The sequence below is a fragment of the Demequina iriomotensis genome (genome assembly GCF_000971395.1).
GTDB classification, from domain to species: domain Bacteria; phylum Actinomycetota; class Actinomycetes; order Actinomycetales; family Demequinaceae; genus Demequina; species Demequina iriomotensis.
This window is the reverse complement of record NZ_BBME01000012.1, coordinates 25,054-49,953: the sequence shown is the minus strand read 5'-3', so window position 1 is coordinate 49,953 and position 24,900 is coordinate 25,054. Positions and strand designations below refer to the sequence as shown.

21 protein-coding genes are annotated in these 24,900 nt (G+C 72.3%); 12 read left to right on the top strand and 9 right to left on the bottom strand.

What is annotated here, in order from left to right:
* Nucleotides 1-70 precede the first annotated feature (70 nt).
* From AOM09_RS15620 to AOM09_RS07090, 8 genes are all read right to left on the bottom strand, one after another.
* Nucleotides 71-550, bottom strand: coding sequence for a methylated-DNA--[protein]-cysteine S-methyltransferase (locus tag AOM09_RS15620; protein WP_062386090.1), 480 nt, complete (start codon nucleotides 548-550; stop codon nucleotides 71-73).
* Entirely contained in the window at nucleotides 547-2,070 is a 1,524-nt protein-coding gene (locus AOM09_RS07120) for a DNA-3-methyladenine glycosylase 2 family protein (RefSeq protein ID WP_228375081.1), read from the bottom strand. Before AOM09_RS07120 ends, AOM09_RS15620 begins: the two co-directional genes overlap by 4 nt.
* A 58-nt stretch (nucleotides 2,071-2,128) precedes the next feature.
* Nucleotides 2,129-2,443: a hypothetical protein gene (locus AOM09_RS07115; protein WP_062386088.1), complete on the bottom strand. Its 315-nt coding sequence runs from the start codon at nucleotides 2,441-2,443 to the stop codon at nucleotides 2,129-2,131.
* Between the two features lie 163 nt (nucleotides 2,444-2,606).
* Nucleotides 2,607-3,932, bottom strand: a complete 1,326-nt coding sequence (locus AOM09_RS07110; protein WP_062386086.1) for a cryptochrome/photolyase family protein — start codon at nucleotides 3,930-3,932, stop codon at nucleotides 2,607-2,609.
* Nucleotides 3,933-3,976: 44 nt separating this feature from the next.
* Nucleotides 3,977-4,813 (bottom strand): SDR family NAD(P)-dependent oxidoreductase, encoded by an 837-nt coding sequence (locus AOM09_RS07105; protein WP_062386083.1) that lies wholly within the window; start codon nucleotides 4,811-4,813, stop codon nucleotides 3,977-3,979.
* Between the two features lie 131 nt (nucleotides 4,814-4,944).
* On the bottom strand, nucleotides 4,945-5,508 hold the full coding sequence (locus AOM09_RS07100; RefSeq protein ID WP_062386080.1) for an NADPH-dependent FMN reductase: 564 nt from the start codon (nucleotides 5,506-5,508) through the stop codon (nucleotides 4,945-4,947).
* A 157-nt stretch (nucleotides 5,509-5,665) separates the two neighbouring features.
* Complete coding sequence (locus AOM09_RS07095) at nucleotides 5,666-6,352, bottom strand: NADPH-dependent FMN reductase (RefSeq protein WP_062386078.1); 687 nt, start codon at nucleotides 6,350-6,352, stop codon at nucleotides 5,666-5,668.
* Between the two features lie 102 nt (nucleotides 6,353-6,454).
* Entirely contained in the window at nucleotides 6,455-7,204 is a 750-nt protein-coding gene (locus tag AOM09_RS07090) for a MerR family transcriptional regulator (protein WP_062386076.1), read from the bottom strand.
* Between the two features lie 75 nt (nucleotides 7,205-7,279).
* On the opposite strand from AOM09_RS07090, the gene AOM09_RS07085 reads away from it, so the two are divergent.
* From AOM09_RS07085 to ilvC, 5 genes are all read left to right on the top strand, one after another.
* Nucleotides 7,280-7,681, top strand: a complete 402-nt coding sequence (locus tag AOM09_RS07085) for a GNAT family N-acetyltransferase (RefSeq protein ID WP_062386073.1) — start codon at nucleotides 7,280-7,282, stop codon at nucleotides 7,679-7,681.
* 327 nt (nucleotides 7,682-8,008) lie between these two features.
* Nucleotides 8,009-9,706 (top strand): dihydroxy-acid dehydratase, encoded by a 1,698-nt coding sequence (gene ilvD / locus AOM09_RS07080; protein ID WP_062386071.1) that lies wholly within the window; start codon nucleotides 8,009-8,011, stop codon nucleotides 9,704-9,706.
* Nucleotides 9,707-10,180: 474 nt separating this feature from the next.
* On the top strand, nucleotides 10,181-12,052 hold the full coding sequence (locus tag AOM09_RS07075) for an acetolactate synthase large subunit (protein WP_062386068.1): 1,872 nt from the start codon (nucleotides 10,181-10,183) through the stop codon (nucleotides 12,050-12,052).
* 4 nt (nucleotides 12,053-12,056) lie between these two features.
* Nucleotides 12,057-12,578: an acetolactate synthase small subunit gene (gene ilvN, locus AOM09_RS07070; protein ID WP_062386066.1), complete on the top strand. Its 522-nt coding sequence runs from the start codon at nucleotides 12,057-12,059 to the stop codon at nucleotides 12,576-12,578.
* A 41-nt stretch (nucleotides 12,579-12,619) separates the two neighbouring features.
* Nucleotides 12,620-13,651, top strand: coding sequence for a ketol-acid reductoisomerase (ilvC, locus tag AOM09_RS07065; RefSeq protein ID WP_062386063.1), 1,032 nt, complete (start codon nucleotides 12,620-12,622; stop codon nucleotides 13,649-13,651).
* Between the two features lie 62 nt (nucleotides 13,652-13,713).
* Here ilvC and AOM09_RS07060 read toward each other — a convergent pair whose 3' ends face one another.
* Nucleotides 13,714-17,880 carry an nSTAND1 domain-containing NTPase gene (locus tag AOM09_RS07060; protein ID WP_169747629.1) on the bottom strand — a complete coding sequence of 1,389 codons (4,167 nt, stop codon included), beginning with the start codon at nucleotides 17,878-17,880 and terminating at the stop codon, nucleotides 13,714-13,716.
* A gap of 141 nt (nucleotides 17,881-18,021) precedes the next feature.
* Here AOM09_RS07060 and AOM09_RS07055 point away from each other — a divergent pair, with 141 nt between their 5' ends.
* The 7 genes from AOM09_RS07055 (at nucleotide 18,022) to AOM09_RS07025 (ending at nucleotide 24,846) form a co-directional block, all read left to right on the top strand.
* Entirely contained in the window at nucleotides 18,022-18,795 is a 774-nt protein-coding gene (locus AOM09_RS07055; protein ID WP_062386059.1) for a hypothetical protein, read from the top strand.
* Between the two features lie 129 nt (nucleotides 18,796-18,924).
* A complete protein-coding gene (locus AOM09_RS07050) occupies nucleotides 18,925-19,983 on the top strand; it encodes a 3-isopropylmalate dehydrogenase (protein WP_062386057.1) in 1,059 nt (352 codons plus the stop codon).
* 107 nt (nucleotides 19,984-20,090) lie between these two features.
* A complete protein-coding gene (locus tag AOM09_RS07045) occupies nucleotides 20,091-21,200 on the top strand; it encodes a branched-chain amino acid aminotransferase (protein WP_062386055.1) in 1,110 nt (369 codons plus the stop codon).
* 88 nt (nucleotides 21,201-21,288) lie between these two features.
* Entirely contained in the window at nucleotides 21,289-21,732 is a 444-nt protein-coding gene (locus tag AOM09_RS07040; protein WP_228375080.1) for a YbhB/YbcL family Raf kinase inhibitor-like protein, read from the top strand.
* 260 nt (nucleotides 21,733-21,992) lie between these two features.
* Nucleotides 21,993-22,964 (top strand): alpha/beta fold hydrolase, encoded by a 972-nt coding sequence (locus tag AOM09_RS07035; RefSeq protein WP_062386053.1) that lies wholly within the window; start codon nucleotides 21,993-21,995, stop codon nucleotides 22,962-22,964.
* 86 nt (nucleotides 22,965-23,050) lie between these two features.
* Nucleotides 23,051-24,010, top strand: coding sequence for an ATP-binding cassette domain-containing protein (locus tag AOM09_RS07030; RefSeq protein WP_062386051.1), 960 nt, complete (start codon nucleotides 23,051-23,053; stop codon nucleotides 24,008-24,010).
* A complete protein-coding gene (locus tag AOM09_RS07025) occupies nucleotides 24,007-24,846 on the top strand; it encodes an ABC transporter permease (RefSeq protein WP_062386049.1) in 840 nt (279 codons plus the stop codon). The genes AOM09_RS07030 and AOM09_RS07025 overlap by 4 nt, the downstream gene beginning before the upstream one ends.
* Nucleotides 24,847-24,900 lie beyond the last annotated feature (54 nt).

Sequence of the window (24,900 nt, the reverse complement as noted above, 5' to 3'; positions counted from 1 at the left end):
TCACCTGGCTCAGGCTACGACCAAGCACGACCGCGCGCGCGGCGACCGTGACCATAATGTGACCTGGAGCTCAGATGCCCTCGTGCGCGAGCAGCCAGCGCTTGCGCTCGATGCCGCCCGCGTAGCCGGTCAGGGCGCCATCCGCGCCGATCACGCGGTGGCACGGAACCGCGATCGTGAGCGGGTTCCGTCCGATGGCCGCCGCGACGGCCCGGACCGCGCTCGGGCGTCCGATCGCTCCCGCGACCTGCGCATACGTCCACGTCTCGCCCGCAGGGATGGCCAGCAGCGCGCGCCACACCTCGCGTTGGAACGGCGTGCCGGGCGCGACCGCGCCCACCGGGACGTCGCTGGCCGCGCCCGAGAAGTAGGCGCCGAAGCCGCGCTCCGCGCGGTCGAGCACGCCGTGCGCGGCGGGCGCGTCCCAGCGGTCGAGGTCCGGCCGGCGCCGGTGGTCGGCGAAGTACGCGCCGAGCAGCGCGGAGTCATCCGCGATCAGCGTGAGGGGGCCGAGCGGCGTGGCGATGTCGCGCCTCACCATGGGGGTCATGAGATCCGTCCTTCCGTCGTCGCTGTCCACAGGTGCATGGCAGCGTAGGCCCGCCACGGCCGCCACCGTTCGGCGGCCGCGGCGAGCGCCTTCCCATCGAGCCGAGCCGCCTTCTGGAGCACCAGGTCGCCCGCCGGGAACGCATCGGGGTCGCCCAGCGCCCTGAGCGCCACGTACTCCGCGGTCCACGGGCCGATGCCGGGGACGGCCAGGAGCGCCGCGCGCGCGGCGTCGCGGTCGGCTCCGGGGCCGAGGTCGAGCGCGCCGTCGAGCATCGCGCGCGCGGCCGCGGAGATCGCGCGCCAGCGCGCCTGAGGGATCAGGCCGATGGCCGGATCGACCTCGGCGAGCGCCTCGGGATCCGGGAACGCGCGGCTCGGGACGCCGGGGTCTCCTGCGGCGCCTGGCGCGGTCGGGATGCTCAGTTCCGCCCCGAACCTCGCGGCGATCGCTCCGAGCGTCCGCCGCGCGCCCACGACGCTCACCTGCTGCCCGACGATCGCGCGCACCACCATCTCGAACGGTTCCACCGCGCCGGGCACGCGCAGCCCCGGCGCCGCAGCCACCAGAGGTGCGAGCAACGCGTCGGCGGACAGCGCATCGTCCACGGCGACAGGGTCGGCGTCGAGGTCGAGCAGCCGCCGGCAGCGCGCGACGGCGGTGCCGAGGTCCCGGACGTCCTCGAGCTCGAGCGCCGCATGGACGGCATCGGGCGCCGCGCGCAGGGTCACGTGGGCGCCGCCGTGCGGCAGGCGCATCGTCCGCACGTACGCGCCACCGTCCCAGGTCTCGACGCTCGTGACCGTGCGCGCCCCCACGAACGCGAGGGCCTGCTCGACCCCCGCGGGTAGCCGATGCGTGAGCCGGAGGTCCACGCGGACCCAGCCGCCCGGCGCGGGTGCGCCCGCCTGCCGCGAACGCCCGCGCACCGCCGTCGGCGTGAGGCCCCACGCCGTCCGCGCGGCGTCGTTGAACTGGCGCACCGAGCCGAAGCCCGCCGCGAACGCGACCTCGGCCATGGGCATGGCCGTGGACTCGAGCAGCGCGCGCGCATGATGGAGACGATGCGCGATCGCGAGCGCCTGCGGTCCGGCGCCGAGCTCCTCGGTGAGCACCCGCGTGACGTGCCGCTCCGTGTAGCCGAGCCTGAGCGCGAGCCCCGCCACGCCCTCGCGCTCCACCACGCCGTCGTCGATGAGCCGCATCGCCCGGCTCGCGACGTCCGCGCCGACGCGCCACCGCGGCGATCCGGGCGAGTCGTCGGGGAAGCACCGCCGGCACGAGCGGTAGCCGGCGCGCTGCGCGGCCGCCGCGCTCGGGAAGAACGACACGTTCGCACGCGCGGGGGTCCGTGCGGGGCACGACGGTCGACAGTAGATCCCCGTGGTCCGCACCGCGGTGACGAACTGGCCGTCGTAGCGCGCGTCCCTGCTATGGATCACGGCATACCGTGTGTCGTCGTCCCACATGCCCTCGAGCATGACGCATGCGCGACCATGCCGCTGGCGGCGATCGGACATGGGGGTGAGGCGTGCGGACCGCCCCTCGGCGGCGCTCCGCGCGCATCGGACGTGGGGGTCAGGCTCGCATCACGGCGGCATGCACGGCATGCGCGAAGTAGGCGGCGTGCGCGGCGAGCGCCACGCCGTATCCCAGCGCGAGGCTCGCGCGGGCGCGTCGCACCGCGCCGGACTCGCCGCGGCGTATCGCGCGGCGGCTCACATGCCCGAGCGCGATCGCGGCGGGGAACAGGAGGACGGCGCCGGCGACCACCGCCGCGGTGCCGACCCAGTCCTTGCGCTGATCGGGCCGGCGGCCGCGGTAGGGGTAGTAGCCGTGGGGCAGCTCGGGATGCCCCACGTATCCCAGGTACTCGCTCGTCGCGGACGTCATGGCCGCTCCTTCCCCCTCGGGAGGGCGCCGCGCCGGCGTGGGCTTCGGCATGGGCCGTGCGCCCGGGTGGGCGCCCTCGCTGGCGGGACTCACGCTACGGCGCGCATGTGTCGACAGGATGTCGGATGGGAAAGATGTACGTTTCGCACGGGTTGCGAACGGCTCACCCGCGCGCGGCCTCCCGGCCTCGGCGGAGGGCGGCGAGCGCGGCGGCGCGCTCGGTCCCGTGATCGACGATGGGCTCGGGGTAGGCCGGGGTGTCGACCTCGGGCACCCAGCGCTCGACGTAGCGCCGGTCAGGGTCGTGGCGCGTCGCCTGCGACGCCGGGTTGAAGATCCTGAAGAACGGAGCGGCGTCGCGTCCGGTGCCGGCCACCCACTGCCAGTTGAGCTGGTTCTGGGCGTGGTCGTAGTCGAGCAGCGCGCGGCGGAAATGGTCCGCGCCTCTCTGCCACGGGAGATGCAGATCCTTGACCAGGAAGCTGGCGACCACCATGCGGACCCGGTTGTGCATCGTGCCCGTCGCGGCGAGCTGGCGCATCCCGGCGTCGACCAGGGGGAAGCCCGTGCGGCCGTCGCGCCATGCCATGAACGCCTCGTCGGCCTCCGGCCCCGTGAGCCACGAGTCCTCCGGCAGCACGGCGGTCAGGGACTCGCGTTGCGCCCGGGGGTGGCGGAACAGGACATCGGCGTGGAAGTCGCGCCAGGCCAGCTCGCTCTCGAGCTTGCGGGCCGCCTCCCCGGCGACCGCGGCCGTCGCCGCGAGCACCGTGCGCGGGTGGATCTGGCCGAACGCGAGCGGGACGGACAGGTGCGACGTCGAGTCGAGGTCCGGCCGGTCCCGCTCCGCGGCGTAGCGGTGCAGCCCCGACGCCGCGTAGTCCTCCCAGGCCTGGACGATGCGGCGCTCGCGGAACTCGTGGCGCGCGGCGAGAGGGTCGTCGGCGTCGCCGTGGGCGGCGCGCTGGTCGAGGTCGACGTCGGAGCTCACCGGGGTGAAGGCATCCGGGTCCGCGTCGGGCGCCGGGGAGGGCCAGCCATGCTCGCGCCAGGCGTGCGAGAACGGGGTGAAGACGCGGTACTCCGATCCGTCGGCCTTGCGCACGCGGCCCGGCGCCACCGCGTAGGGCGTCCCGGTGAGGCGGAGCTCGCGACCGTCGGCCTCGAGCGCGGCCGCGACGTCCCGCTGTGCGCCGATGCCGGCGGGCGACGCCTCCCGCGCGGCGTGCACCACCGTCGCGCCGTGCTCGCGCGCGACGGCGAGGACCGCATCGGCCGCCTCTCCGCGCCTCACCCCGAGTGCGCCTGCCGTGTCCTCGCGGAGGCTCCAGAGCACGCGCGCGAGGTGCGCGCGACGCCGCCCCGACCACAGATGGACTGCGGGGGACCACGCGAATACCGCGGCGGCAGGGCCGTCCGCCTGCGCGGCGAGCAGCGCCGGGTTGTCCGCGAGGCGCGCGTCGCGCCGTACCCACCACACCGACGTCATGCCCGCTCAACGCGACGGGAGCGGTGGCTGATTCCGGCGGTTCGCTACGGCGCCAGCCCGACCCGGCGCTCGCTCTCGCGCCAGAGCGCGTCGCCGAGCGCGTCGTCACCGAGCTGCGGGTGCGGCCGGCGGGGGAGGACCCGGCGCTCCGTGTACGTCTCGCCGGAGCGCCACGTGGTCCCGTCCGCGCCGTCCATCGCCCACATGAGGTTCGCGGCGCCGAAGTCGGGGGTGCGCAGGAACCGTGCCATCGGGCCCTTGTAGAAGAGCTTCATCGACGCCGTGCCGGTGTCCTTGGCGAAGTTCGATGCGATGTCCCCCGGGTAGATCGCGAGGGCGGTCACCCCGCGGTCGCGGAGGCGCGTGTGGAGGGAGCGCGCGAACAGCATCGTCGCGAGCTTCGCGTCCCCGTACGCCTTCGTGGCCTTGTAGGCGCCCGTCGCGTCGAGATCGCTCAGGTCGAGGCTGCCGTACTTGTCGGCGGCCGCGCTCGCGGTGTTCACGACGGTGGCGCCGCCCGCGACGAGCTCGTCCTCGAGCAGGCGCGTGAGGAGGAACCCCGCGAAGTGGTTCACCTGCATCGTGAGCTCGTTGCCGTCCTCGGTGACGGTTCGGTCCGCGAAGATCCCGCCCGCGTTGTTGGCGAGGACGTCGAGCCGATCGGTGCGGTCGCGCACCCAGTCTGCGAGGGCGCGCACGTCGGTGAGTTGGGCGAAGTCGGCGGCGTACGCCTCGGCCCCCGTGTCGTGCGCCACGCGCGCGAGCTTCGCGGGGGAGCGGCCGGTGAGCAGCACCCTGTCCCCGCGCCGCGCCAGGGCGCGCGCGGTCGCGGCGCCGATCCCGTCGGATGCGCCGGTGATGAGGATGGTGCGTCGCGTCATGGGGGCCTCCTGTCGTGTGCGCATGCTACTGAGGGCGAGGCGGTCGGGTGCGCCCGGCGGCTCCCCGTCACGCAAGCGAAGGGTCCCGCCCGGCACATGCCGGACGGGACCCTGCGAGGCGGTGCGAGGCGTTACGCGACGGCGACCGGCGCGTGCTTCTCGACGTGCGCGACAGCCGCGTTGACGAAGCCGCTGAGGACCGCGGCCGAGGCCTCGTCCTGGAGCGAGCCGTCGGTGCCGAAGGCGTCGGCGCGGTAGTGGAAGAAGGTCTCCGGCTGGCCCATGGTCGGGGCGTCGTAGTGGCCGAGGATCGCGCGGAGGTGCTGCTGCGCCGCGGCGGTCCCGGCTGCACCGATCGACGCGCCCATGATCGCGACCGGCTTGCCCGCGAACGAGCCCTGGCCCCACGGGCGGGCCGACCAGTCGAGGGCGTTCTTGAGTACGCCGGGGATGGAGCGCGAGTACTCCGGGGTCACGATGATGACGCCGTCGACGTCGGCGATGGCCTGCTTCCAGTCGCGCGCGACCTGCGGGTAGTCGGCATCCTGCGCGTAGTCGTAGAACGGCAGGTCCTTGTACTCGAGGAAGACGAACTCGACGTCGTCGCTCGCGGCGAGACCGGGCAGCACGTTGGCGACCTGGCGGTTGATGGACGCGTCGGCGATGGAGCCGACGATGATTCCGATGCGGGTCATGGGAGTCTCCTGTTCAGAGTGGGTGGGAGGCGCCGACAACGGCGTCGGACGGTCATCGCAACGACGGTGACACGTCAACTATTCCAGATGATGACGTATCAACCAAGTCGAGGGTGACGATGCCCTCGCGCAGTCACGATGCGACGGCGCGGCCGGCCTACTGCTGGTCGACGGGCGGGGCGAGCGCCACCGTGTCCACGAGCGAGGGCATTCCTGCGGCGGGGCTCGCCGGTCCGGGCGTCGCGGCGCGCACACGCGCGACCGGGTCCGACGGCACCACCGGGATCGGGCCTGAGGCGCCGACGCGCGCCACATGCGTGACGTACTCGGCCGCGGCGTGGGCCAGCACGCTCGCCTGCGCCGCGAGATCGGGGGTCCGGCACGCGCCGCTCGACTCGAAGTCCTCGGCGCTGACGGTGAGCTGACGTTCGGGCTGGCCCATGACGGCGGCGCCCGCGTCGGTGAGGAAGCTCCGCAGTCGCACCATCGCGAGGAAGGTCCCGGCGCCGGGCGCCGCGGCGCCTGCGATCACGACAGGCTTGCCCTCGAGCGTCGACGGTTCGGCGCAGGCCCAGTCGATGAGGTGCTTGAGCGAGCCGGGCACCGAGCGCCCATGCGTCGGTGCGACCACCAGCAGGCCGTCGACCTCCTCGATCCGTTGCCGCCACGCGACGCCGGCCTCGGGCAGGGGCGTGTCGGCGAACGGCGCGTGGGCCGGCAGCGCGGTCGGCTCCAGCTCGACGATCGTGGCGCCGTCGGGGGCGGATTCGCGGAGCAGGCCCGCGAGCAGGGACGCGGCGCGCGCCTGGGGCAGATGGCCGACAAGCAGGCCGACCGTCACCATCGCTGCCCCTCCCCGCACGGTCGCCGGACCGCCGTGCCCCTGTCGCCACCGTAGGCGTCCGATCGCCGCGATGCACCTGGTGGCGACAGGAGAGTCTCGCGGTCAGTCGGGAAGCGTCTCCGCGTGGATCGCGATCGCGTCGCGCAGGAGCGCGGCGGTGCCGTCCCCGTTCTTGTCGTAGGTCGCGCGGAACCGAGGGTCGTCGACGTACATCCGGCCCAGGCCCGCGTACGCCTCGCGGCCGGGCGTCCAGAACAGCGACACCCAGGCGTGGTGGCGCGCGACCAGCGCCTGCACCTCGGCGGCGGCCGGGTCCGCGTCCGCGGTCGCGAGGCGTGCCAGTGCCTCGGCGATCGCCTCGTGCTCCGCGAGGTGCGCGCGCTGCCCGTCGGGGGCCAGGCGCTTCCACGCGGCGTTCGACCGCGCCACCGCATCGTCCCCCCAGCGCTCCCGCGCCTCGGGCTCGTAGGCGGCGTGGTCGAAACCCTCGAACATGTCGTCGGCGGTCATGGGCAGTCCCTTCTCGATGCGGGTGAGGGAGCGCTCGACGGTGGCGGCGAGCGCGGCGAAGCGATCGCGCTCCGCCAGGAGCGCGGTGTGGTGCTCGCGCATGAGCGCGGCGGTGACCTGTGCATCGTCGGTGTCGACGATGCGCGCGATGGTCTCGAGGGGCACGCCGAGCTCGCGCAGCACCAGGATGTGCTGCAGTCTCAGGAGCTCGGCCTCGCCGTAGCGGCGCCGTCCGTCGTGCGCCGTCCACGCGGGCGGCAGCAGGCCGATCGCGTCGTAGTGACGCAGGGTGCGGCTCGTGAGGCCCGTGGCGCGGGCGACGGAGGCGATGTCGAGGTCCATGCCGACCACGGTAGGAGTTGACGCCACGTCAACGTCAAGCGCCGTTTCGCGGTCCGGGCCACGTAACGTCGGTCCATGGACTACGCCATGTCTGCGCCTCGGGCCGACGAGTTCCGTGCGCTGTACCTCGCCACCGGGTGGGGTGCGCCCACGGAGGACCATTGCGCCCGCGCTCTCGCGGGCAGCTGGGCGGTGTGCAGCGCGCGCGACCCGGAGGGGGTGCTCGTCGGCGTCGGGCGGCTCGTCTCCGATGGCGCGCTGCACGCGTATGTCAACGAGATGATCGTGCGTGAGGACCTCCGGGGATCCGGGGTCGGGACGGAGATCCTGGCCCGGCTCGTCGAGACCGCACGCTGCGCGGGGATCACCCAGGTGCAGCTGTTCGCCGCGCGGGGTCGAGCGCCGTTCTACACGCGCCACGGCTTCGTGTCGCGGCCGCCGGATGCGCCGGGCATGGAGCTCCCCCAGGGAGCGTGACGCGAGGGGTGACGTGGTCCCTCCACGGCTCCTCCGCGAATTCATGCGGGATGCGACAGCGTCACGTCGCGTGGCGCAATGCCTGGCGCGGCGTACCGGCTGTCGCGCGAGGTGCCGACTGTCGCGGCGTGCGGGCTGTCGTGACGTGCCGGCTGTCGCGCGAGGTGCCGGCTGTCGCGACATGCATGAAAACGCGGAGGACGTCCACGCGACCATGGCCATGCCGGCACGCCGCGACCTCGCCTCGCCGTGCCGGCCCCGTTCTCGCATCGTCCCTGTCCACGATGCGGGCACCACGTCCCACGCAGGCGCCCTAGACTCGCGCGTATGACGCAGACTCCCGACATCAAGCCCCGCTCGCGCCAGGTCACCGATGGCCTGGAGGCGACCGCGTCGCGCGGCATGCTCCGTGCGGTCGGTCTCGGTGACGACGACTTCGCGAAGCCGCAGATCGGCATCGCCTCGTCGTGGAACGAGATCACCCCCTGCAACCTCTCGCTGCAGCGCCTCGCGGCCGCGTCGAAGAACGGCGTCCACGCGGGCGGCGGCTACCCGCTCGAGTTCGGCACCATCTCCGTCTCCGACGGCATCTCGATGGGCCATGAGGGCATGCACTACTCGCTCGTCTCGCGCGACCTGATCGCGGACTCCGTCGAGACCGTGATGATGGCGGAGCGGCTCGACGGCAGCGTCCTGCTCGCCGGTTGCGACAAGTCGCTTCCAGGCATGCTCATGGCCGCCGCGCGCCTGGACCTCGCGAGCGTGTTCCTCTATGCGGGCTCGATCATGCCGGGCCACGTGAAGCTCTCGGACGGCACCGAGAAGGACGTCACCATCATCGACGCGTTCGAGGCGGTGGGCGCGTGCGCCGCGGGCCTCATGTCCGAGGAGGACCGCCTCGCGATCGAGAAGGCGATCTGCCCGGGCGAAGGCGCGTGCGGCGGCATGTACACCGCGAACACGATGGCGTCCGTGGGCGAGGCCCTCGGCATGTCGATCCCCGGCTCCGCCGCCCCGCCGAGCGCCGACCGCCGCCGCGACTACTACGCGCACAAGTCGGGCGAGGCCGTGGTGAACATGCTGCGCCTCGGCATCACGGCGCGGCAGATCATGACCAAGGAGGCGTTCGAGAACGCGATCGCCGTGGTCATGGCCTTCGGCGGCTCGACCAACGCGGTGCTCCACCTGCTCGCGATCGCGAACGAGGCCGAGGTCGACCTTACGCTCGACGACTTCGCGCGAGTCGCCGCGAAGGTCCCGCATCTGGGCGATCTCAAGCCGTTCGGCCAGTTCGTCATGAACGACGTCGACCGCGTGGGCGGCGTGCCCGCCGTCATGAAGACCCTGCTCGACGCCGGCCTCATGCACGGCGACGTCATGACCGTCACCGGCAAGACCCTCGCCGAGAACATGGACGAGCTCAAGCCGGCGAAGATCGACGGCCGCGTGGTGCGTGCGCTCAACAACCCGATCCACAAGTCCGGTGGAATCACCATCCTGCACGGTTCGCTCGCCCCCGAGGGCGCCGTGGTGAAGTCGGCCGGCTTCGACGACGACGTGTTCGAGGCCACCGCGCGCGTGTTCGACCGGGAGCGTGCCGCGCTCGACGCCCTCGAGGCCGGCGAGATCCAGAAGGGCGACTGCGTCGTCATCCGCTACGAGGGCCCCAAGGGCGGCCCCGGCATGCGCGAGATGCTCGCCATCACCGCGGCCATCAAGGGCGCCGGCCTGGGCAAGGACGTGCTCCTGGTGACCGACGGTCGCTTCTCCGGCGGCACCACCGGTCTGTGCGTGGGTCACATCGCCCCCGAGGCGGTCGACGGCGGCCCCATCGCGTTCGTGCGGGACGGCGACAGGATCACGCTCGACGTCGCCCACGGCACGCTCGAGCTGCACGTCTCCGACGAGGAGCTCGCCGCCCGCCAGGAGGGCTGGGAGCCCATCCCGGCGCGCTTCACCAAGGGCGTGCTCGGCAAGTACCAGAAGCTCGTGGGCTCGGCCTCGAAGGGTGCCGTCCTCAGCTGAGCCGCGCGGAGACGCCCGGGAGGCCCCGCATCGTCCCCTCGGGGGAATGGTGCGGGGCCTCCCGGGCTTTCGGGCCGCCGCGCCAGCACAAGTCACGGATTCCGGGCTGCTCGCTCACGAGGCTCCGTGTGCATCCGGATCGGGGGAGCGGTGGCGCGTGACTTGTGAGCGCGGCGCACTGTGACCCGGCGCACTGTGACCCGGCGCACTGGGACCCGGCACCGCACGCTTGCGTCTCATATTTCAAGATGGTGAACCACGATGTGAGATTAGGTGCCCCTGTGGTGACACCCGCCCGGACCCGGGCGTAGAGTCGCATCCATGCAGACGATCCTCGTACGAGTTATCGGGCGCGCGGACTAGCCCCGAGACCCACGCATCGTCCGCGCGCCGACCCCGAAGCCGCCAGGCGGAGGGGTTCTTTCATGCGAGGCGGACGCGAGGACCGCCTCACCCCGACCCCCAGGAGAGAAGATGGCTCAGGTTCAGGCCAAGCCGGGCGTGCCCGCGGCCCGCATCGCCCGCCAGGCGCCCGGTGCGTCCACGCTGGCGCGCCCCACGCCGCAGTCGAATCCGGATCCCGCCCTCAACGGCGTCCAGATGACCGGCGCCGAGGCGATCATCCGTGCGCTCGAGTGCGCCGGCGCGACCGACGTCTTCGGGATCCCGGGCGGCGCGATCCTCCCGACCTACGACCCGCTCATGGACTCGCAGAAGCTGCGCCACATCCTGGTCCGCCACGAGCAGGGCGCGGGCCATGCGGCGCAGGGCTACGCCCACGCGACCGGCAAGGTCGGCGTGTGCATCGCGACCTCGGGGCCGGGTGCCACCAACCTGGTCACCCCGATCGCGGACGCGAACATGGACTCGATCCCGATGGTCGCCATCACCGGGCAGGTCGGCGCCGCGATGATCGGCACGGACGCCTTCCAGGAGGCGGACATCGTCGGCATCACGGCGCCCATCACCAAGCACAACGTGCTGGTGACGGACCCGGCCGAGATCCCGCGGGCCATCGCCGAGGCCTTCTACATCGCGAGCCACGGCCGTCCCGGCCCCGTGCTGGTGGACATCGCCAAGTCGGCGCAGCAGGCGACCACCACGTTCCAGTGGCCCGGCCGCATCGAGCTGCCCGGCTTCAACGCGGGCGCCCGGCCGCACCAGAAGACCATCCAGGAGGCCGCGCGCCTGCTCGCCACCGCGCGCCGCCCCGTGCTGTACGTGGGCGGCGGCGTGATCCGTTCGGGCGCATCGGCCGGTCTGCGCAAGCTGGTCGACCTGTCGGGCGCCGCGGTGGTGACCACGCTGATGGCGCGCGGTGCGCTGCCCGACTCGCACCCGCAGCACCTGGGCATGCCCGGCATGCACGGCACGGTCGCGGCCGTCGCGTCGATGCAGAAGGCGGACCTGGTGGTCTCGCTCGGTGCGCGCTTCGACGACCGCGTCACGGGCGCGCTCAACTCGTTCGCCCCGCACGCGACCATCGTCCATGCCGACATCGACCCCGCGGAGATCGGCAAGAACCGCGCCGTCGACGTGCCGATCGTCGGCGACCTCAAGGACGTGTTCGAGGCCCTGGTCCCCGCGCTCGCCGCGGAGCACGAGCGTCACGGCAAGCCGGACCTCGAGGCCTGGTGGGCGCAGCTGGACGACTGGCGCACCACGTTCGCGCTCGGCTACACGCCCACGCAGGACAAGCTGTCGAGCCCTCAGCACGTGATCCAGCGCCTCGGCGAGCTCAACGACCCGGATCGGACCATCTACACGGCCGGCGTGGGCCAGCACCAGATGTGGGCAAGCCAGTTCATCAAGTACGAGCACCCCAACACGTGGATCAACTCGGGCGGTCTCGGCACCATGGGCTTCTCGGTGCCCGGCGCGATGGGTGCCCAGGTGGGCGTGCCCGACAAACAGGTGTGGGCGATCGACGGCGACGGCTGCTTCCAGATGACCAACCAGGAGCTGGTCACCTGCGCGATCAACGAGATCCCGATCAAGGTCGCGATCATCAACAATTCGTCGCTCGGCATGGTGCGCCAGTGGCAGACGCTGTTCTACGAGGGCCGCTACTCCAACACCGACCTTCACACCGGCCACGGCACGCGCCGCGTCCCCGACTTCGTCAAGCTCGCCGACGCGATGGGCTGCGTGGGCCTGCGCTGCGAGTCCGACGCGGACGTCGACGCGACCATCAAGCGCGCGAACGAGATCGACGACCAGCCCGTGGTGGTGGACTTCACCGTCTCGCGCGACGCGATGGTGTGGCCGATGGTCGCCGCCGGCAAGTCGAACGACGAGATCCAGTACGCCAAGGGCATCGCGCCCGAGTGGGACCGGGAGGACTGACCCCATGACGAAGCACACCCTCTCCGTCCTCGTGGAGAACAAGCCCGGCGTCCTCGCCCGCGTGGCCGGCCTCTTCAGCCGCCGCGCGTTCAACATCCACTCGCTCGCGGTGGGCCAGACCGAGCACCCGGAGATCTCGCGCATCACCGTGGTGGTCGACGTCGAGGACCTCCCGCTCGAGCAGGTCACCAAGCAGCTCAACAAGCTGGTGCACGTGCTCAAGATCGTCGAGCTCGAGCACGGCCGCTCGGTCCAGCGCGACCTGCTTCTGGTGAAGGTGCGCGCCGATGCGCGTCAGCGCACCGACGTCCTGCAGATCGTGGACCTGTTCCGCGCCCACGTGGTCGACGTCTCCACGGACTCCGTGGTGATCGAGGCCGTGGGCACCCCCGACAAGCTCGAGGCGCTTCTCGCGGCCCTCGCGCCGCACGATGTCCGCGAGATCGTCCAGTCCGGCACCGTCGCCATCGGCCGCGGCGCCCGCTCCATCACGGAGCGCGCGCTCGACCGGGTCGCCACCGCCTGATCGTCATCCCAAGCAAGTCACCCCAAGAAGGAGATACCCGCATGGCTGAGCTGTTCTACGAGAAGGACGCCGACCTCTCGATCATCCAGGGCAAGAAGGTCGCGATCGTCGGCTACGGCTCGCAGGGCCACGCCCACGCCCAGAACCTCCGCGACTCGGGCGTCGACGTCCACGTCGCGCTGCGCGAGGGCTCGAAGTCGATCGCGAAGGCCGAGGAGGACGGCTTCACCGTCCAGTCCGTCGCCGACGCGACGGCGTGGGCCGACGTCATCATGATCCTCGCGCCCGACCAGCACCAGCGCGGCATCTACCACGACGAGATCAAGCCGAACCTCTCCGAGGGCAAGACGCTCGCCTTCGCGCACGGCTTCAACATCCGCTTCGGCTACATCGAGGCTCCCCAGGGCGTCGACGTCATCCTCATCGCGCCGAAGGCCCCGGGCCACACCGTGCGCCGCGAGTACGTCGCGGGCCGCGGCATCCCGGACATCATCGCGGTCGAGGTCGACGCGTCGGGCTCGGCGTGGGCGACCGCGCTGTCCTACGCCTCGGCGATCGGCGGCACGCGCGCGGGCGTCATCAAGACGACCTTCACCGAGGAGACCGAGACCGACCTGTTCGGCGAGCAGGCCGTGCTCTGCGGCGGCACGTCGCACCTGGTCCAGTACGGCTTCGAGGTCCTCACCGAGGCGGGCTACCAGCCCGAGATCGCCTACTTCGAGGTGCTCCACGAGCTCAAGCTCATCGTCGACCTCATGTGGGAGGGCGGCATCGCGAAGCAGCGTTGGTCGATCTCCGACACGGCCGAGTACGGCGACTACGTGTCCGGCCCGCGCATCATCACGCCCGAGGTGAAGGAGTCGATGAAGGCCGTGCTCGCGGACATCCAGTCGGGCGCGTTCGCGACCCGCTTCATCGGCGACCAGGACGCCGGCGCCCCCGAGTTCAAGGAGCTCCGCGCCAAGGAGGAGAGCCACCCGATCGAGAAGACCGGCAAGGAGCTCCGCGCCCTGTTCTCTTGGTCCGGCGCGACCGCCGACAAGGACTACGTGGACGGCTCCGCCGCGCGCTGATCCCGCTCACCTGAGCCGACGCGAAGGGGAGGTCCCGCCCGGGGCCTCCCCTTCGCCGTGCCTCAGGACGACGCGACGCACGGCTCGTCGCCGAAGCCGCAGGTCGAGCGCCAGTCGCCGAGCGGGGCGAGGTAGGTGTCCCACTCGTCGGCGGTGAGGTCCCTGCCCGCCGAGGCGCAGGCGGCGTCGCGCAGGGCATCGGGCTCGAGGGTCCAGATGCCGATGCCGTCCGCCTCGTCCACTGCCACCTCGAGCCCATCCTGGCGCGGCCAGGCGGGCCAGGCGAACGGCGCGCTCGAGTCGAAGGGGCCAGCCACACGCTCGCCTGTCGCAGACTCGTACATCGTGCTGTGCTGGTCGAGGTCTTCCGAGACGAACACATCCCCGTCCGCGGCGAACAGGAAGGCCCCGATCTCGGCACGCGAGCCCTCGAAGGTGTCGAGCGGCTCGAGCTTCTGCGTGTAGCGGCCGATCATCTGGCCCACCAGAGCGACCACAAGGCCGTCGCCGTTGATCGAGGCGTTCTCGAGCCCTTCGACGAACGGCGAGACTGCCTCGCCCGTCCGGAGATCGAAGACCTGGGCGCCGACGCCGCCGCCCGCGAGGTGGGAGGACACAGCGACGAGCGAGTCGTCCGGAGTGGTCGTGATGTGCGACGCCACTCCCTCGACGTCGATGGTCGGGCCCACGCGCTCGCCGGTCGCGAGGTCGAAGGCCCACACGGTTCCGTCGGGGTCGGCGGCGAGCTGCAGCGTGCCGGAGCCGCTGCGGAAGTTCTCGTCCACCTCCGGTCCCATCGGGTACGTCAGGGTCCGGCGCTGCTGGGTGAGGTCGTAGCGCCCGAAGTCGTTCGTCTGGGGGAAGTAGGCGAGGAGCGCATCGTCCGACGCCCAGCCGGGTGTGCCTTCCGTCACGAGGTCGATGTGGCGCTCGACACGGTCCCGTGCGACGTTCCGTACCTTCCAGTCGCACGGCCCGTCGGGCTGCTCCAGGTGGCACAGCAGCAGCGCCTGGCCATCCGAGCGGTAGCCGTCGCCGATGATGTCGCCGGGGGTGCCGATCACCCGGTGCACCGGACCGTCCCGGTCGAGCGACCAGCGTGTGAGCACGGGGCTGCGGCGGGAGAACGCGAACAGGTCGCCTCCTGCGGTCATGAGGGTCCCTGTCGCTCCGTGCTGGACGTCGAGCCTGTGAGGCGTGGGCCCGCCCAGCTCGAGGGTCCGTTCCTGCACCTCGCCGAAGTAGCCGCCGCAGTAGTACAAGCCGGTCGAGGGGTGTGCCGCCATCGTGGCGCACGCGCCCTCCTGGTCCGATGGGATCGTGACGGTCCAGGCGATCTCCCCGTTCTCGGGATCGAGCAGCGCGACGTGAAGCGGGCCCGAGGTCAGCACACGCCCGTCGCTCATCGCCGCGATCCCGAGGCCCGTCGCGGCGGGGTCGACGGTCCACGCCGCGACGATGCGGCCGGTGGCGGGATCGACGGACCGGATCGTGCCGCCCGAGCCGACGAGGAACGAGCCGTCCGCGGCGACCGCGAGCACGGCATCGTCGCCGGATGCGACGATGCCCGGAACGGTCCGGAGCACGTCGAGCGTGGTGGCGTCCCTCAGCTCGACCGAACCGGAGCCCTGGCCGACCGTCGCCACCACCTCGCCGCCGGGCGAGATCGCGAGCGCGAGCGGGACATCCGCGCTGCCCGGCACCGTTGCGTCCGCCGTGCCGAGCACGGCTTCGCTCGCGACGTCGTAGGAGGTCAGACGCCCGCAGGTCGTCGCGGTGGCGCAGCCGGAGGCCTGTGCCAGCACCACCGCGACGGCGCCGTCGTCCGCGACCGCGACGGCGCGATCGGCGCGCGTGGGGGAGGGATCCGCGATGGACGCCGTCACCGTGAGGTCCGCCGGATCCCGGACCTCAAGCCCCGCCGCGGTGGCGACGACGATCCGCCCGGCACCGTCCGTCGCCCCCGCGATGCCCGAGGAGCCCGGGGTGACGACGGCCTGCACGAGGTCGGGATGCGAGGCGGCCACGTCGAAGAGCGCGGCCCGCGTGCGCGGATCGTCCGGCCAGGTGTTGCCGAGCTCGACCGCGACCAGCGCGGCGGTTTCGCGCGAGGAGCCGACGAGGCCGGAGACCGCGTCCGCGAGGGTCTGGACCATCGCATCGTGCGCCTGCCGCGAGGCATCCCGATGCGATGCGATCGCCATGCCGCCGAGCACGACGGCGGCGATCGCCGCGACCACGCCCACCGCGCCGAGCACCCGCGCCCACCGGCGCGCACGGTGGTCGCGCGCCGCGGACTCCGCGAGGGCAGAGGCCTCCCGGTCACGATGCGCGATGGACTCCGCGAGGAAGTCCCGTTCGACGTCCGCGAGCGCGTCGGCCGTAGCCTCGTGCCAGGCGAGCGCCGCCGCGAGCCGCGACCCGCGGTAGAGGTCGTCGACGTGCCTGCCGCTCGCATCCCACGAGCGAGCGCTGGCGGCGAGGTGCGCGACCAGGCGGTGCGTCTCGGCGTCCTCGTCGAGCCACGTGCTGAGGCGCGGCCACTCGCGTGTGAGCGCCTCGTGCGCGAGCAGGAAGTCGTCGGCGCGTGCCACCAGCAGGCGGGCCGCGACCAGCCGCGCCACCGCCTCGGCGCGCGCCTGGGTCGCATCGACGGCGGAGGCGTCCGCCGCGTGGAGCGCGACGGTGCCCGCGGCGTCGACGTCGACGAGCCGCCGCATCACCGCACGGCACTCCTCACGTTGCCCGGCTGTGAGGTTGCCGAACACGCGCTCGGCCGACCGCGCCACCGCGCCCGCGAGCCCGCCGGTCGCCTCGTAAGCCTCGATCGTCAACGTCGTGCCGTCACGCCGCTCCCACGTGGCCGCGAGTGCGTGCGACAGCAGCGGTAGCGCCGAGTCCACGCGGGACGCATCGTGGAGCACGACGTCGACCAGCCCGTGCTCGATCGAGAGGCCGCTCTGCACCGCGGGCTGCTCGATCACCTCTCTGATGGCGTCGGCGGACGGGGGAGCGACCAGGTGCAGCCCGGAGGTCACCAGGGGCCCGAGGGACGGCAGCGCGGCGCACCCGTCGAGGTGCCGTGACTGGATCGCGACGCATACCAGGGCGCCGGCGGCGTGGGCCGCCGCGAGCGCGAGGCACAGCTCGCTTGCGGTGTCCGGGTCGCCCAGGGCAGCGCCGAGGTCGTCCACGATGATCGGCCTCGAGCCGGCGGTCTCGACGGCCCGCGCGGCCGTCGCGTCCGCATCGAGGAGCACGGGCGCGAGCCCGCGACGACGTAACGCGGGGATCAGGCCTGCGCGGAGGATCGAGGACTTTCCGATGCCCGATGGTCCTGTGACGGTGGCGAACCGCGTGCGTTCGAGCGTGTCGAGGACGGCCGAGACGTCGTCGTCGCGTCCGAAGAACAGCTCCGCGTCCTCGGGTTCGTACTCCGCGAGCCCCTTGTACGGGCAGTCGGGGCTCGGCGGGCGAGCGGCCGGTGCCGCGAGGAGCGCCTCGTCGTGCCGAAGGATCGCCTGCTCGAGGTTCACTAGCGAGGCACCGGGGTCGATGCCGAGCTCCTCGATGAGCAGGCGCTGGGCGCGACGGACCGTGGACAGCGAGTCGGCCTGGCGCTCGCAGCGGTACTGGGCCAGAGCGAGCGCGTGCCAGCGGCGCTCGCGGTACGGCTCGGTGGCGCACAATGCGGCGGCCTGCTCGGCGACCGCGCGGTGATCCCCGGCAGCCAGCCGCGCCTCGAGCAGGTCGTCCTCCGCCGCCGCGCGGAGCTCGCTGAGCCGCTCGGCCTCGCCGTGCGCCGGAGGCCACTCCTCGAGCGCGGCGTACGGCCGGCCCTGCCACAGACCGAGGGCGCGTTCGAGCATGGTCGCGGCGCGCGGATGCTCGTGCCCGGCCGCCAGCTCGCGCGCGCGCTCGATCGCCTCCTCGAACTCGTCCGCGTCCACCTCGAGCCCACCGCCGGATCGCCGCGGGACGATGCGGTACCCGTGAGCCACGGTCACGATCGCATCGGAGCCATACGCCTTGCGGAGGCGGCTGATCGACGCCTGGAGCTGCTTGGCCCATGTTGATGGCGGCGCATCAGCCCAGAGCGCCTCGGCGAGAGAGGCGGCGCTCGCCTCGCTGGGCCGGCTCACGAGGAGCGCCTCGAGCACGGCGCGTTCGCGTGGGCTGACTCTCGGTTCGTCCGAGACGCCCCTTCCCCCGAGGACCGTGACCCTCATCCCTCGAGTGTCGGCGGCGCCCCAAGGCGGGTCAAGGACGGAGGTCGCGACGCATACCGCGCGCATACCGCGCTCTCGGGCGCACATACCGTGTCCATACGGCGGGCGGGTGTACTGGCGGCGATCTGAAAGGAGACCGCCATGTCCATCCTCTGTTCCGCGCGAGGCGTACGCGACGCCATGCTCCTCGTGACCGCCATCGGCGGCATCGTCGTGGTGTCCGGTGCGTGTGCCGCCGCGGGCACGGTGCCGCACCCGCCGTGCGAACCGGCTGCGATCTGCGTCGGGCTGTGGGACCCGTCGACCGGCTACGTCGTCCCCGTGCCTCCTGACGCCGCCGGCGTGGTCGCGTCGGAACGGGGCGCGCTAGGGGTCTCGTACGAGCTCCCCGACGGCTGGTCGACCACGCGGTTGCCCGAGGGGGACGTCATCCTGCGTCTGCCCGAGTGGATCGCGCCGGGGGCACCGGTGCGGCCCACGATCACCGTCTTCGCGGAGCCTCTGATCCCGACCCTGCCGTGCGGCGACACCGCAGATCCCGAGGTCGGCAAGGACCTCGCCTCGATCCGTGGCGCGTTGGTCGCACAGGACGGCGTCGGCGTGGTCTCCGACGAGCGGGTCGAGCTCGGGGGCCTGTCGGGCTACCGGCTCGACCTCGCGCTCGCGGAAGGATGGACGGACACGTGCCCGGCCAGTGCGGGGGTGCCAGGCGTCGCCTACCTCATCGACGACCACGGGACGCATCTCCATCGAACCATCACGGCGAGGTCGCCCGTCAGGCTGTACCTGCTTGATGGTCCCGCCGGAGTGATCGCCGTCGAGGCGGCCGTCCCGGTGGAGCGGGTCGCCTACGACGACTACATGGCGCTCGTCGCGCCGGTGGTTGAGTCGTTGGCATTCGACGTCGAGGAGTAGCCACCCGAGGGAATCCGTCTCGCGATGCGAGACGGATTCCCCAACATGTGGACACTTCCCCTAGGATGAGCGGAGAGCCGCCGGACCCGACGACGGGCGCGGCGCCACCGATCCACCGAGGGAGAACCGATGACCACCTACCGCCTCGCAGTAGTCGCCGGCGACGGCATCGGCCCGGAGGTCGTCGCGCAGGGGCTCAAGTGCCTCGCCGCCGCGACCGAGGGCACCGACATCACGTTCGAGACCACCGAGTTCGACCTCGGTGCGAAGCGCTGGCACGCGACGGGGGAGACGCTCACCGACGCGGACCTCGAGGCGATCAAGGGCCACGACGTCATCCTGCTGGGCGCGATCGGCGACCCGACCGTGCCGTCCGGCGTCCTCGAGCGCGGCCTGCTGCTCAAGCTCCGCTTCGAGCTCGACCAGTACGTCAACCTGCGTCCGTCGCGCCTGTACCCGGGCGAGGTCTCGCCGCTGAGCGAGCCCGGCGACATCGACTTCGTGGTGGTCCGCGAGGGCACCGAGGGTCCGTACGTGGGCAACGGCGGCGCGCTGCGCGTCGACACCCCGCACGAGATCGCGACCGAGGTCTCGGTCAACACCCGCCACGGCGTCGAGCGCGTGGTCCGCTACGCGTTCTCCGTCGCCCAGGGCCGCGCGCGCAAGCACGTCACGCTGGTGCACAAGCACAACGTGCTGGTCCACGCCGGCCACCTGTGGCGCCGCACGGTCGAGGCCGTCGCACCCGAGTTCCCGGACGTCACGTGGGACTACCTGCACGTCGACGCGGCGACCATCAAGCTCGTCACGGCCCCCGCATCGTTCGACGTCATCGTCACCGACAACCTCTTCGGAGACATCCTCACCGACGAGGCAGCGGCGATCTCCGGCGGCATCGGCCTCGCGGCGTCCGGCAACGTCAACCCCGACAAGACCGGACCGTCGATGTTCGAGCCCGTGCACGGATCGGCTCCCGACATCGCGGGTCAGGGCATCGCGGACCCGTCCGCGACCGTCCTGTCCGTCGGCATGATGCTCGACTTCCTCGGTCACAAGGACCTCGCCCAGAAGGTCGAGGACGCGGTCGCCGCCGATGCCGCCGCCAAGGTCGCCTCCGGAGCCGAAGGCAACGGCCCGCGCTCCACCTCCGAGGTGGGCGACGCGATCGCCGCCCGCATCCGCGGCTAGGCTCCATCCCTAAGCAAGCTGGGAGGTGCTGAGCGCCCGAATCCGTCGATTCTGAGCGCTCAGCACCTCGCAGGACGCACCCACAACACCCGCAGGAAGGCCCAGACGTGACCGACACCGCTGCATCGTCCACCGCGGAGGCCTTCCGCGTCGTCCGCAACCCCGACCCCGCCACCGACGCCGAGCGCGCCGAGCGGCTCAAGGACCTCGCCTTCGGCACGCGCTTCACCGACCACATGGCCCGCGTCACGTGGACCGCCGACGAGGGCTGGACCGACCGCCGCGTCGAGCCCTACGGCCCGCTCCTGCTCGACCCCGCCGCCTCGGTGTTGCACTACGCGCAGGAGGTCTTCGAGGGCCTCAAGGCGTACCGCTGGGCCGATGGCTCCGTGCGCACGTTCCGTCCCGAGAAGAATGCCGAGCGCCTCCAGCGCTCCGCGTGGCGCCTGGCACTCCCCGAGCTGCCGACCGAGGACTTCATGGCCTCGCTCCACGCCCTGGTCGAGCTCGACCACGCCTGGACGCCCACCGAGCCCGAGACCTCGCTCTACCTGCGCCCGTTCCTCATCGCGACCGACGTGTTCCTCGGCCTGCGCCCCTCCAAGCGCGTCGAGTACCTGCTCATCGCGTCGCCGTCCGGCCCCTACTTCAAGGGCGGCGTCAAGCCTGTGTCGATCTGGGTCGAGCGTGACTTCCACCGCGCGGGCCCCGGCGGCACCGGCGCGGCCAAGTGCGGCGGCAACTACGCCGCGGCGCTGCGCCCGCAGATCGGCGCGTCCGAGCGGGGCTACGACCAGGTGCTCTTCCTGGACGCGCGCACCAACACGGTGCTCGAGGAGCTGGGCGGCATGAACGTCTTCGCGGTCCAGCAGGACGGCACCGTGCTCACGCCGATCATCAACGGCAACATCCTCGAGGGCGTGACGCGCTCGTCGATCATCCAGCTGCTCGAGGACCAGAACCTCAAGGTGGTCGAGCGCGACATCACCCTCGCCGAGCTGCGCGAGGGCATCGAGTCCGGCGAGATCGCGGAGATCTTCGCGTGCGGCACGGCGGCGCTCATCACGCCGGTCGGCCGCATCGGCGCGGAGGAGTTTGACATCACGGTCGGCTCGGGCGACGCTGGCCCGATCACCCTCGCGACCCGCCAGCGCCTGCTCGACATCCAGTACGGCCGCGCCGAGGACACGTACGGCTGGATGCACCGCATCCTCTGACGGGACGATGCGGGGGCACCGCTCGCGTCGGCGGCGCGGCTCGCGCAAGATGGGTGCTGCAACGCACCCGAGCCGCAAGGAGGCGCCCGTGCCCGTGAAGGATCTCGCCCTGACCAGCCCCGACATCGTCGGGGGCGCACGCATCGAGGACCGGTTCGCCGGCCAGACGGGTGCGCAGACCCCTCGCCTCGTGGTGTCGGGCGTGCCCGCCGGCGCGGTCGAGCTCGCGCTCGTGTGCCATGACCCGGATGCGCCCCTGGCCCACGGCTTCACGCACTGGACGCTGTACGGCATCCCGGCGCGTGAGGGCGAGATCGACGTCGCGGCGGCCCGGCCGGGGCCGAACGACGACGGCGGCGTCGGCTACGTCGGCCCGTTCCCGCCCTTCGGCCATGGCGACCACCGCTACTACTTCTGGGTGTACGCGATGGCGCGGCCCGTGATCGGCGAGCCCTCGCGCGACGCGTTCCTCCACGCCTACGACGACGCGGTGCTCGAGCAGGCACGTCTGGTCGCGACCTACTCGCGGTAGGTGTCCCGCGCGCTGATCGGCGCCTCCAGGTCCTTGGCCGGCGACTGGGTGTCACCTGTGTCGCCTTGGCATCCTCCGCGGATTCATGCGTCTTGCGACGCGGGGCGCGGGGTGCGAGGCGCGCGATGCGGGTGACGCAAGACGCGTGAATCCGCGGAGCGGCGTGACACGGGCTGGGCCGTGCCGCGCGGTGGCGCGCGGCTCAGGCCGGGCGCATCCTGAGGGATGACCACCGCGCCCATCGGAGGAGGAGGCCGCGAATGCCCTGGACCGCCACCCACGGGTCCCGCCGGGACGATGCGCGCTACCGGGAGGCCGAGGCCGCCGTGTGGCGGCAGCACGGCATGCCCGATCCGACAGAGCGCTGGAGCGACGTCGCCGGCCTCGGCATCCGCGTGAGGTCGATGGAGCACGGTGAGGGCCGGCCCGTGGTGTTCGTCCACGGCAACCCGACGGCGGGCGCCAACCTGGTTCCGCTCGTGGGCGCGATGGAGGGGATCAGGGCGATCGTGGTCGACCGGCCCGGATGCGGCCTGAGCGATCCGCTCGACTACTCCGACATGACCCCGGCCGCTCTCATGGACGCGATCGCGCGGTCGCTCGCCGCGGTGGTCGAGCAGAGCGGCGCCGGTCCGGTCGACCTGGTGGGCAACAGCGCCGGCGGCATGGCGGTGCTGGTGCTGGCGGCGCGGCGGCCCGACCTGGTGCGGAGCGTGGTCGTCGAGGGGGTGCCGGCGATTCGGGGCATGCGGCTGCCGCGCGCGGTAAGGGCGAGCGCGATCCCGGCCGTGGCGCGCCTCGTGGAGCGCCATGCGCTCAACGAGCGCGACCTGCGGCGCTCGTTCGCGGCCATGGGGCATGGCGGGCTGATCGAGGCCGGCCGCGTCTCCCGCCCCGACCTCGAGTGGCGCTACGCGCTCAGCAGGTGCACCGACACCTATCGCCACGAGCTCGCGCTCATGAGCCGCGCCGCGACGTGGCGCGGGCTGCGCCCGGAATGGGTGGTCGGACGCGACACGCTCGAGGCGATCGAGGCGCGGTCCCTGTGGGTGGTGGGGGATCGCGACCCGTTCGCGACGCCCGCGCGTGTCGAGGCCTGGGCACGCCATGCGCGCGGCTCCACGGTGCGCATCGTCCGTGGGACCGGGCATCAGCCCTGGTTGGACGATGCGTCCGGCCAGGCCCGCACCATCGCGCGGTGGTGGGCGCGCGCGGAGGCTGTCGCGCGCTGAGCTCGCCCCCCAGAAGTGGGGCCTGACGCGTGTCGGCGGGCGGACGTACCCTGACGGGGTCGCGACGAGCCCAGGGGAGGGCGACGATGACGGAGCTGGTGATCGAGACCGCGGGGCTGACCAAGGTCTACGGGGACACACGCGCGGTCGACGGCATCGACCTCGCGATCCCGCGCGGGGGCGTGCACGGCTTCCTCGGCCCGAACGGCGCCGGCAAGACGACGGCGATCCGGATGTTCGCGACCCTCATCCGCCCCGACGCCGGGCATGCGCGGGTGCTGGGCCACGACATCGTCCGCGCGGCTGACGAGGTCCGCAGCAAGGTCAGCCTCACGGGGCAGTTCGCCTCGGTGGACGAGGACCTCTCGGGTCGGGAGAACCTCCGGCTCATCGCCAAGCTCTTCGGCTTCCGCGGCGCCGCCGCGACCCGCCGCGCGGACGAGCTCCTGGGGGCCTTCGGTCTCGACGATGCCGCGGACCGGCAGGTGAAGAAGTACAGCGGCGGCATGCGGCGGCGCATCGACATCGCCGCGTCGCTCGTGGTGAGCCCCGAGCTGCTGTTCCTCGACGAGCCCACCACCGGGCTGGACCCGCGCGCACGCAACGAGGTGTGGGACATCATCCGTGCCCTGGTGAGGCACGGCACCACGGTGATGCTCACCACGCAATACCTGGACGAGGCCGACCAGCTTGCGGACCGCATCTCGGTGATCGACCACGGCCGGATCATCGCGGAGGGCACGTCCAGCGAGCTCAAGGCTTCCGTCGGGTCGGGGACGCTGCACGTGCGCGTGATGCGTCGCCAGGACCGTGACGCGGCACGCGACATCCTCGCCCGCGAGCTCGGCATCGAGCTCGGCACCACCCACGACCCCCAGGCGCTCGTCGCGGGTCTCGAGGACCGCTCGGGCGTGACCCGGGCGCTTGCCGCGCTCGAGCAGGCGCACATCGAGCTCGCGCAGTTCTCGCTCGGACAGCCGACGCTGGACGAGGTGTTCCTCGCGCTCACGGGCCGGCCTGCAGAGGACGAGGAGGAGGCGGCATGAGCACCACGACGGCGCAGGAGGCGGAGCTGAGGACCGATGCCATCGCATCGGCGCTCACGAGCGTGACCCGCCCTGCGCGACCCTCGGCGCTCGCGACATCGGTGACCTTCGGATGGCGGGCGCTGCTGAAGATCAAGCACGTTCCCGAGCAGCTCTTCGACGTCACCGTGTTCCCCGTGATGATGACGCTGCTGTTCACGTACCTGTTCGGCGGTGCCATCGCGGGGTCGCCGGCCGACTACATCGCGTACATCGCGCCGGGCGTGCTGGTGCAGTCGGTGCTGTTCATCACCATGTACACGGGGTCGAACCTGCGCACCGACATCGACCGCGGAGTGTTCGATCGGTTCCGCTCCCTGCCCATCTGGCGGCCGTCCCCGCTGGTCGGGATGCTGCTCGGCGATGCGGTCCGCTTCATGGTGGCGTCGATCATCACCGCGCTGGTGTGCCTCGCGATCGGGTGGCGGCCGGCGGGCGGCGTCGCAGGGGTCGCTGCCGGGATCGCGCTGGTGCTCGTCTTCGCGTTCTCGCTCGGCTGGATCTGGACCTTCCTGTCGCTGATCCTGCGGACTCCGCAGGCGATCATGGGCGTCGCCGGGTTCACCCTCATGCCGCTGCTGTTCGGCTCGAACATCTTCGTCGACCCGTCGACCATGCCGGGCTGGCTCCAAGCCTGGGTGGACGTCAACCCGGTGTCCGACCTGGTGACGGCGGTGCGCGCGCTCATGGACGGCATCTCGCCGGGCGGCGAGGTCGCGATCTCCCTCGCATGGTCCGCAGGCCTGGTCGCGGTGTTCGGCTCGCTCACGATGTGGAAGTACCGCGACCCGCGTTGATCAGGCATCTCGCCCGCGCCGGGACCAACGGTGGCACTCGGTGCTATTGGGATG

Coding starts and splice junctions, on each gene's coding strand:
- AOM09_RS15620 (WP_062386090.1), bottom strand. CDS start 550: ATGACCCCCATGGTGAGGCGCGACATCGCCACGCCGCTCGGCCCCCTC.
- AOM09_RS07120 (WP_228375081.1), bottom strand. CDS start 2,070: ATGTCCGATCGCCGCCAGCGGCATGGTCGCGCATGCGTCATGCTCGAG.
- AOM09_RS07115 (WP_062386088.1), bottom strand. CDS start 2,443: ATGACGTCCGCGACGAGCGAGTACCTGGGATACGTGGGGCATCCCGAG.
- AOM09_RS07110 (WP_062386086.1), bottom strand. CDS start 3,932: ATGACGTCGGTGTGGTGGGTACGGCGCGACGCGCGCCTCGCGGACAAC.
- AOM09_RS07105 (WP_062386083.1), bottom strand. CDS start 4,813: ATGACGCGACGCACCATCCTCATCACCGGCGCATCCGACGGGATCGGC.
- AOM09_RS07100 (WP_062386080.1), bottom strand. CDS start 5,508: ATGACCCGCATCGGAATCATCGTCGGCTCCATCGCCGACGCGTCCATC.
- AOM09_RS07095 (WP_062386078.1), bottom strand. CDS start 6,352: ATGGTGACGGTCGGCCTGCTTGTCGGCCATCTGCCCCAGGCGCGCGCC.
- AOM09_RS07090 (WP_062386076.1), bottom strand. CDS start 7,204: ATGGACCTCGACATCGCCTCCGTCGCCCGCGCCACGGGCCTCACGAGC.
- AOM09_RS07085 (WP_062386073.1), top strand. CDS start 7,280: ATGGACTACGCCATGTCTGCGCCTCGGGCCGACGAGTTCCGTGCGCTG.
- ilvD (WP_062386071.1), top strand. CDS start 8,009: ATGACGCAGACTCCCGACATCAAGCCCCGCTCGCGCCAGGTCACCGAT.
- AOM09_RS07075 (WP_062386068.1), top strand. CDS start 10,181: ATGGCTCAGGTTCAGGCCAAGCCGGGCGTGCCCGCGGCCCGCATCGCC.
- ilvN (WP_062386066.1), top strand. CDS start 12,057: ATGACGAAGCACACCCTCTCCGTCCTCGTGGAGAACAAGCCCGGCGTC.
- ilvC (WP_062386063.1), top strand. CDS start 12,620: ATGGCTGAGCTGTTCTACGAGAAGGACGCCGACCTCTCGATCATCCAG.
- AOM09_RS07060 (WP_169747629.1), bottom strand. CDS start 17,880: ATGAGGGTCACGGTCCTCGGGGGAAGGGGCGTCTCGGACGAACCGAGA.
- AOM09_RS07055 (WP_062386059.1), top strand. CDS start 18,022: ATGTCCATCCTCTGTTCCGCGCGAGGCGTACGCGACGCCATGCTCCTC.
- AOM09_RS07050 (WP_062386057.1), top strand. CDS start 18,925: ATGACCACCTACCGCCTCGCAGTAGTCGCCGGCGACGGCATCGGCCCG.
- AOM09_RS07035 (WP_062386053.1), top strand. CDS start 21,993: ATGCCCTGGACCGCCACCCACGGGTCCCGCCGGGACGATGCGCGCTAC.
- AOM09_RS07030 (WP_062386051.1), top strand. CDS start 23,051: ATGACGGAGCTGGTGATCGAGACCGCGGGGCTGACCAAGGTCTACGGG.
- AOM09_RS07025 (WP_062386049.1), top strand. CDS start 24,007: ATGAGCACCACGACGGCGCAGGAGGCGGAGCTGAGGACCGATGCCATC.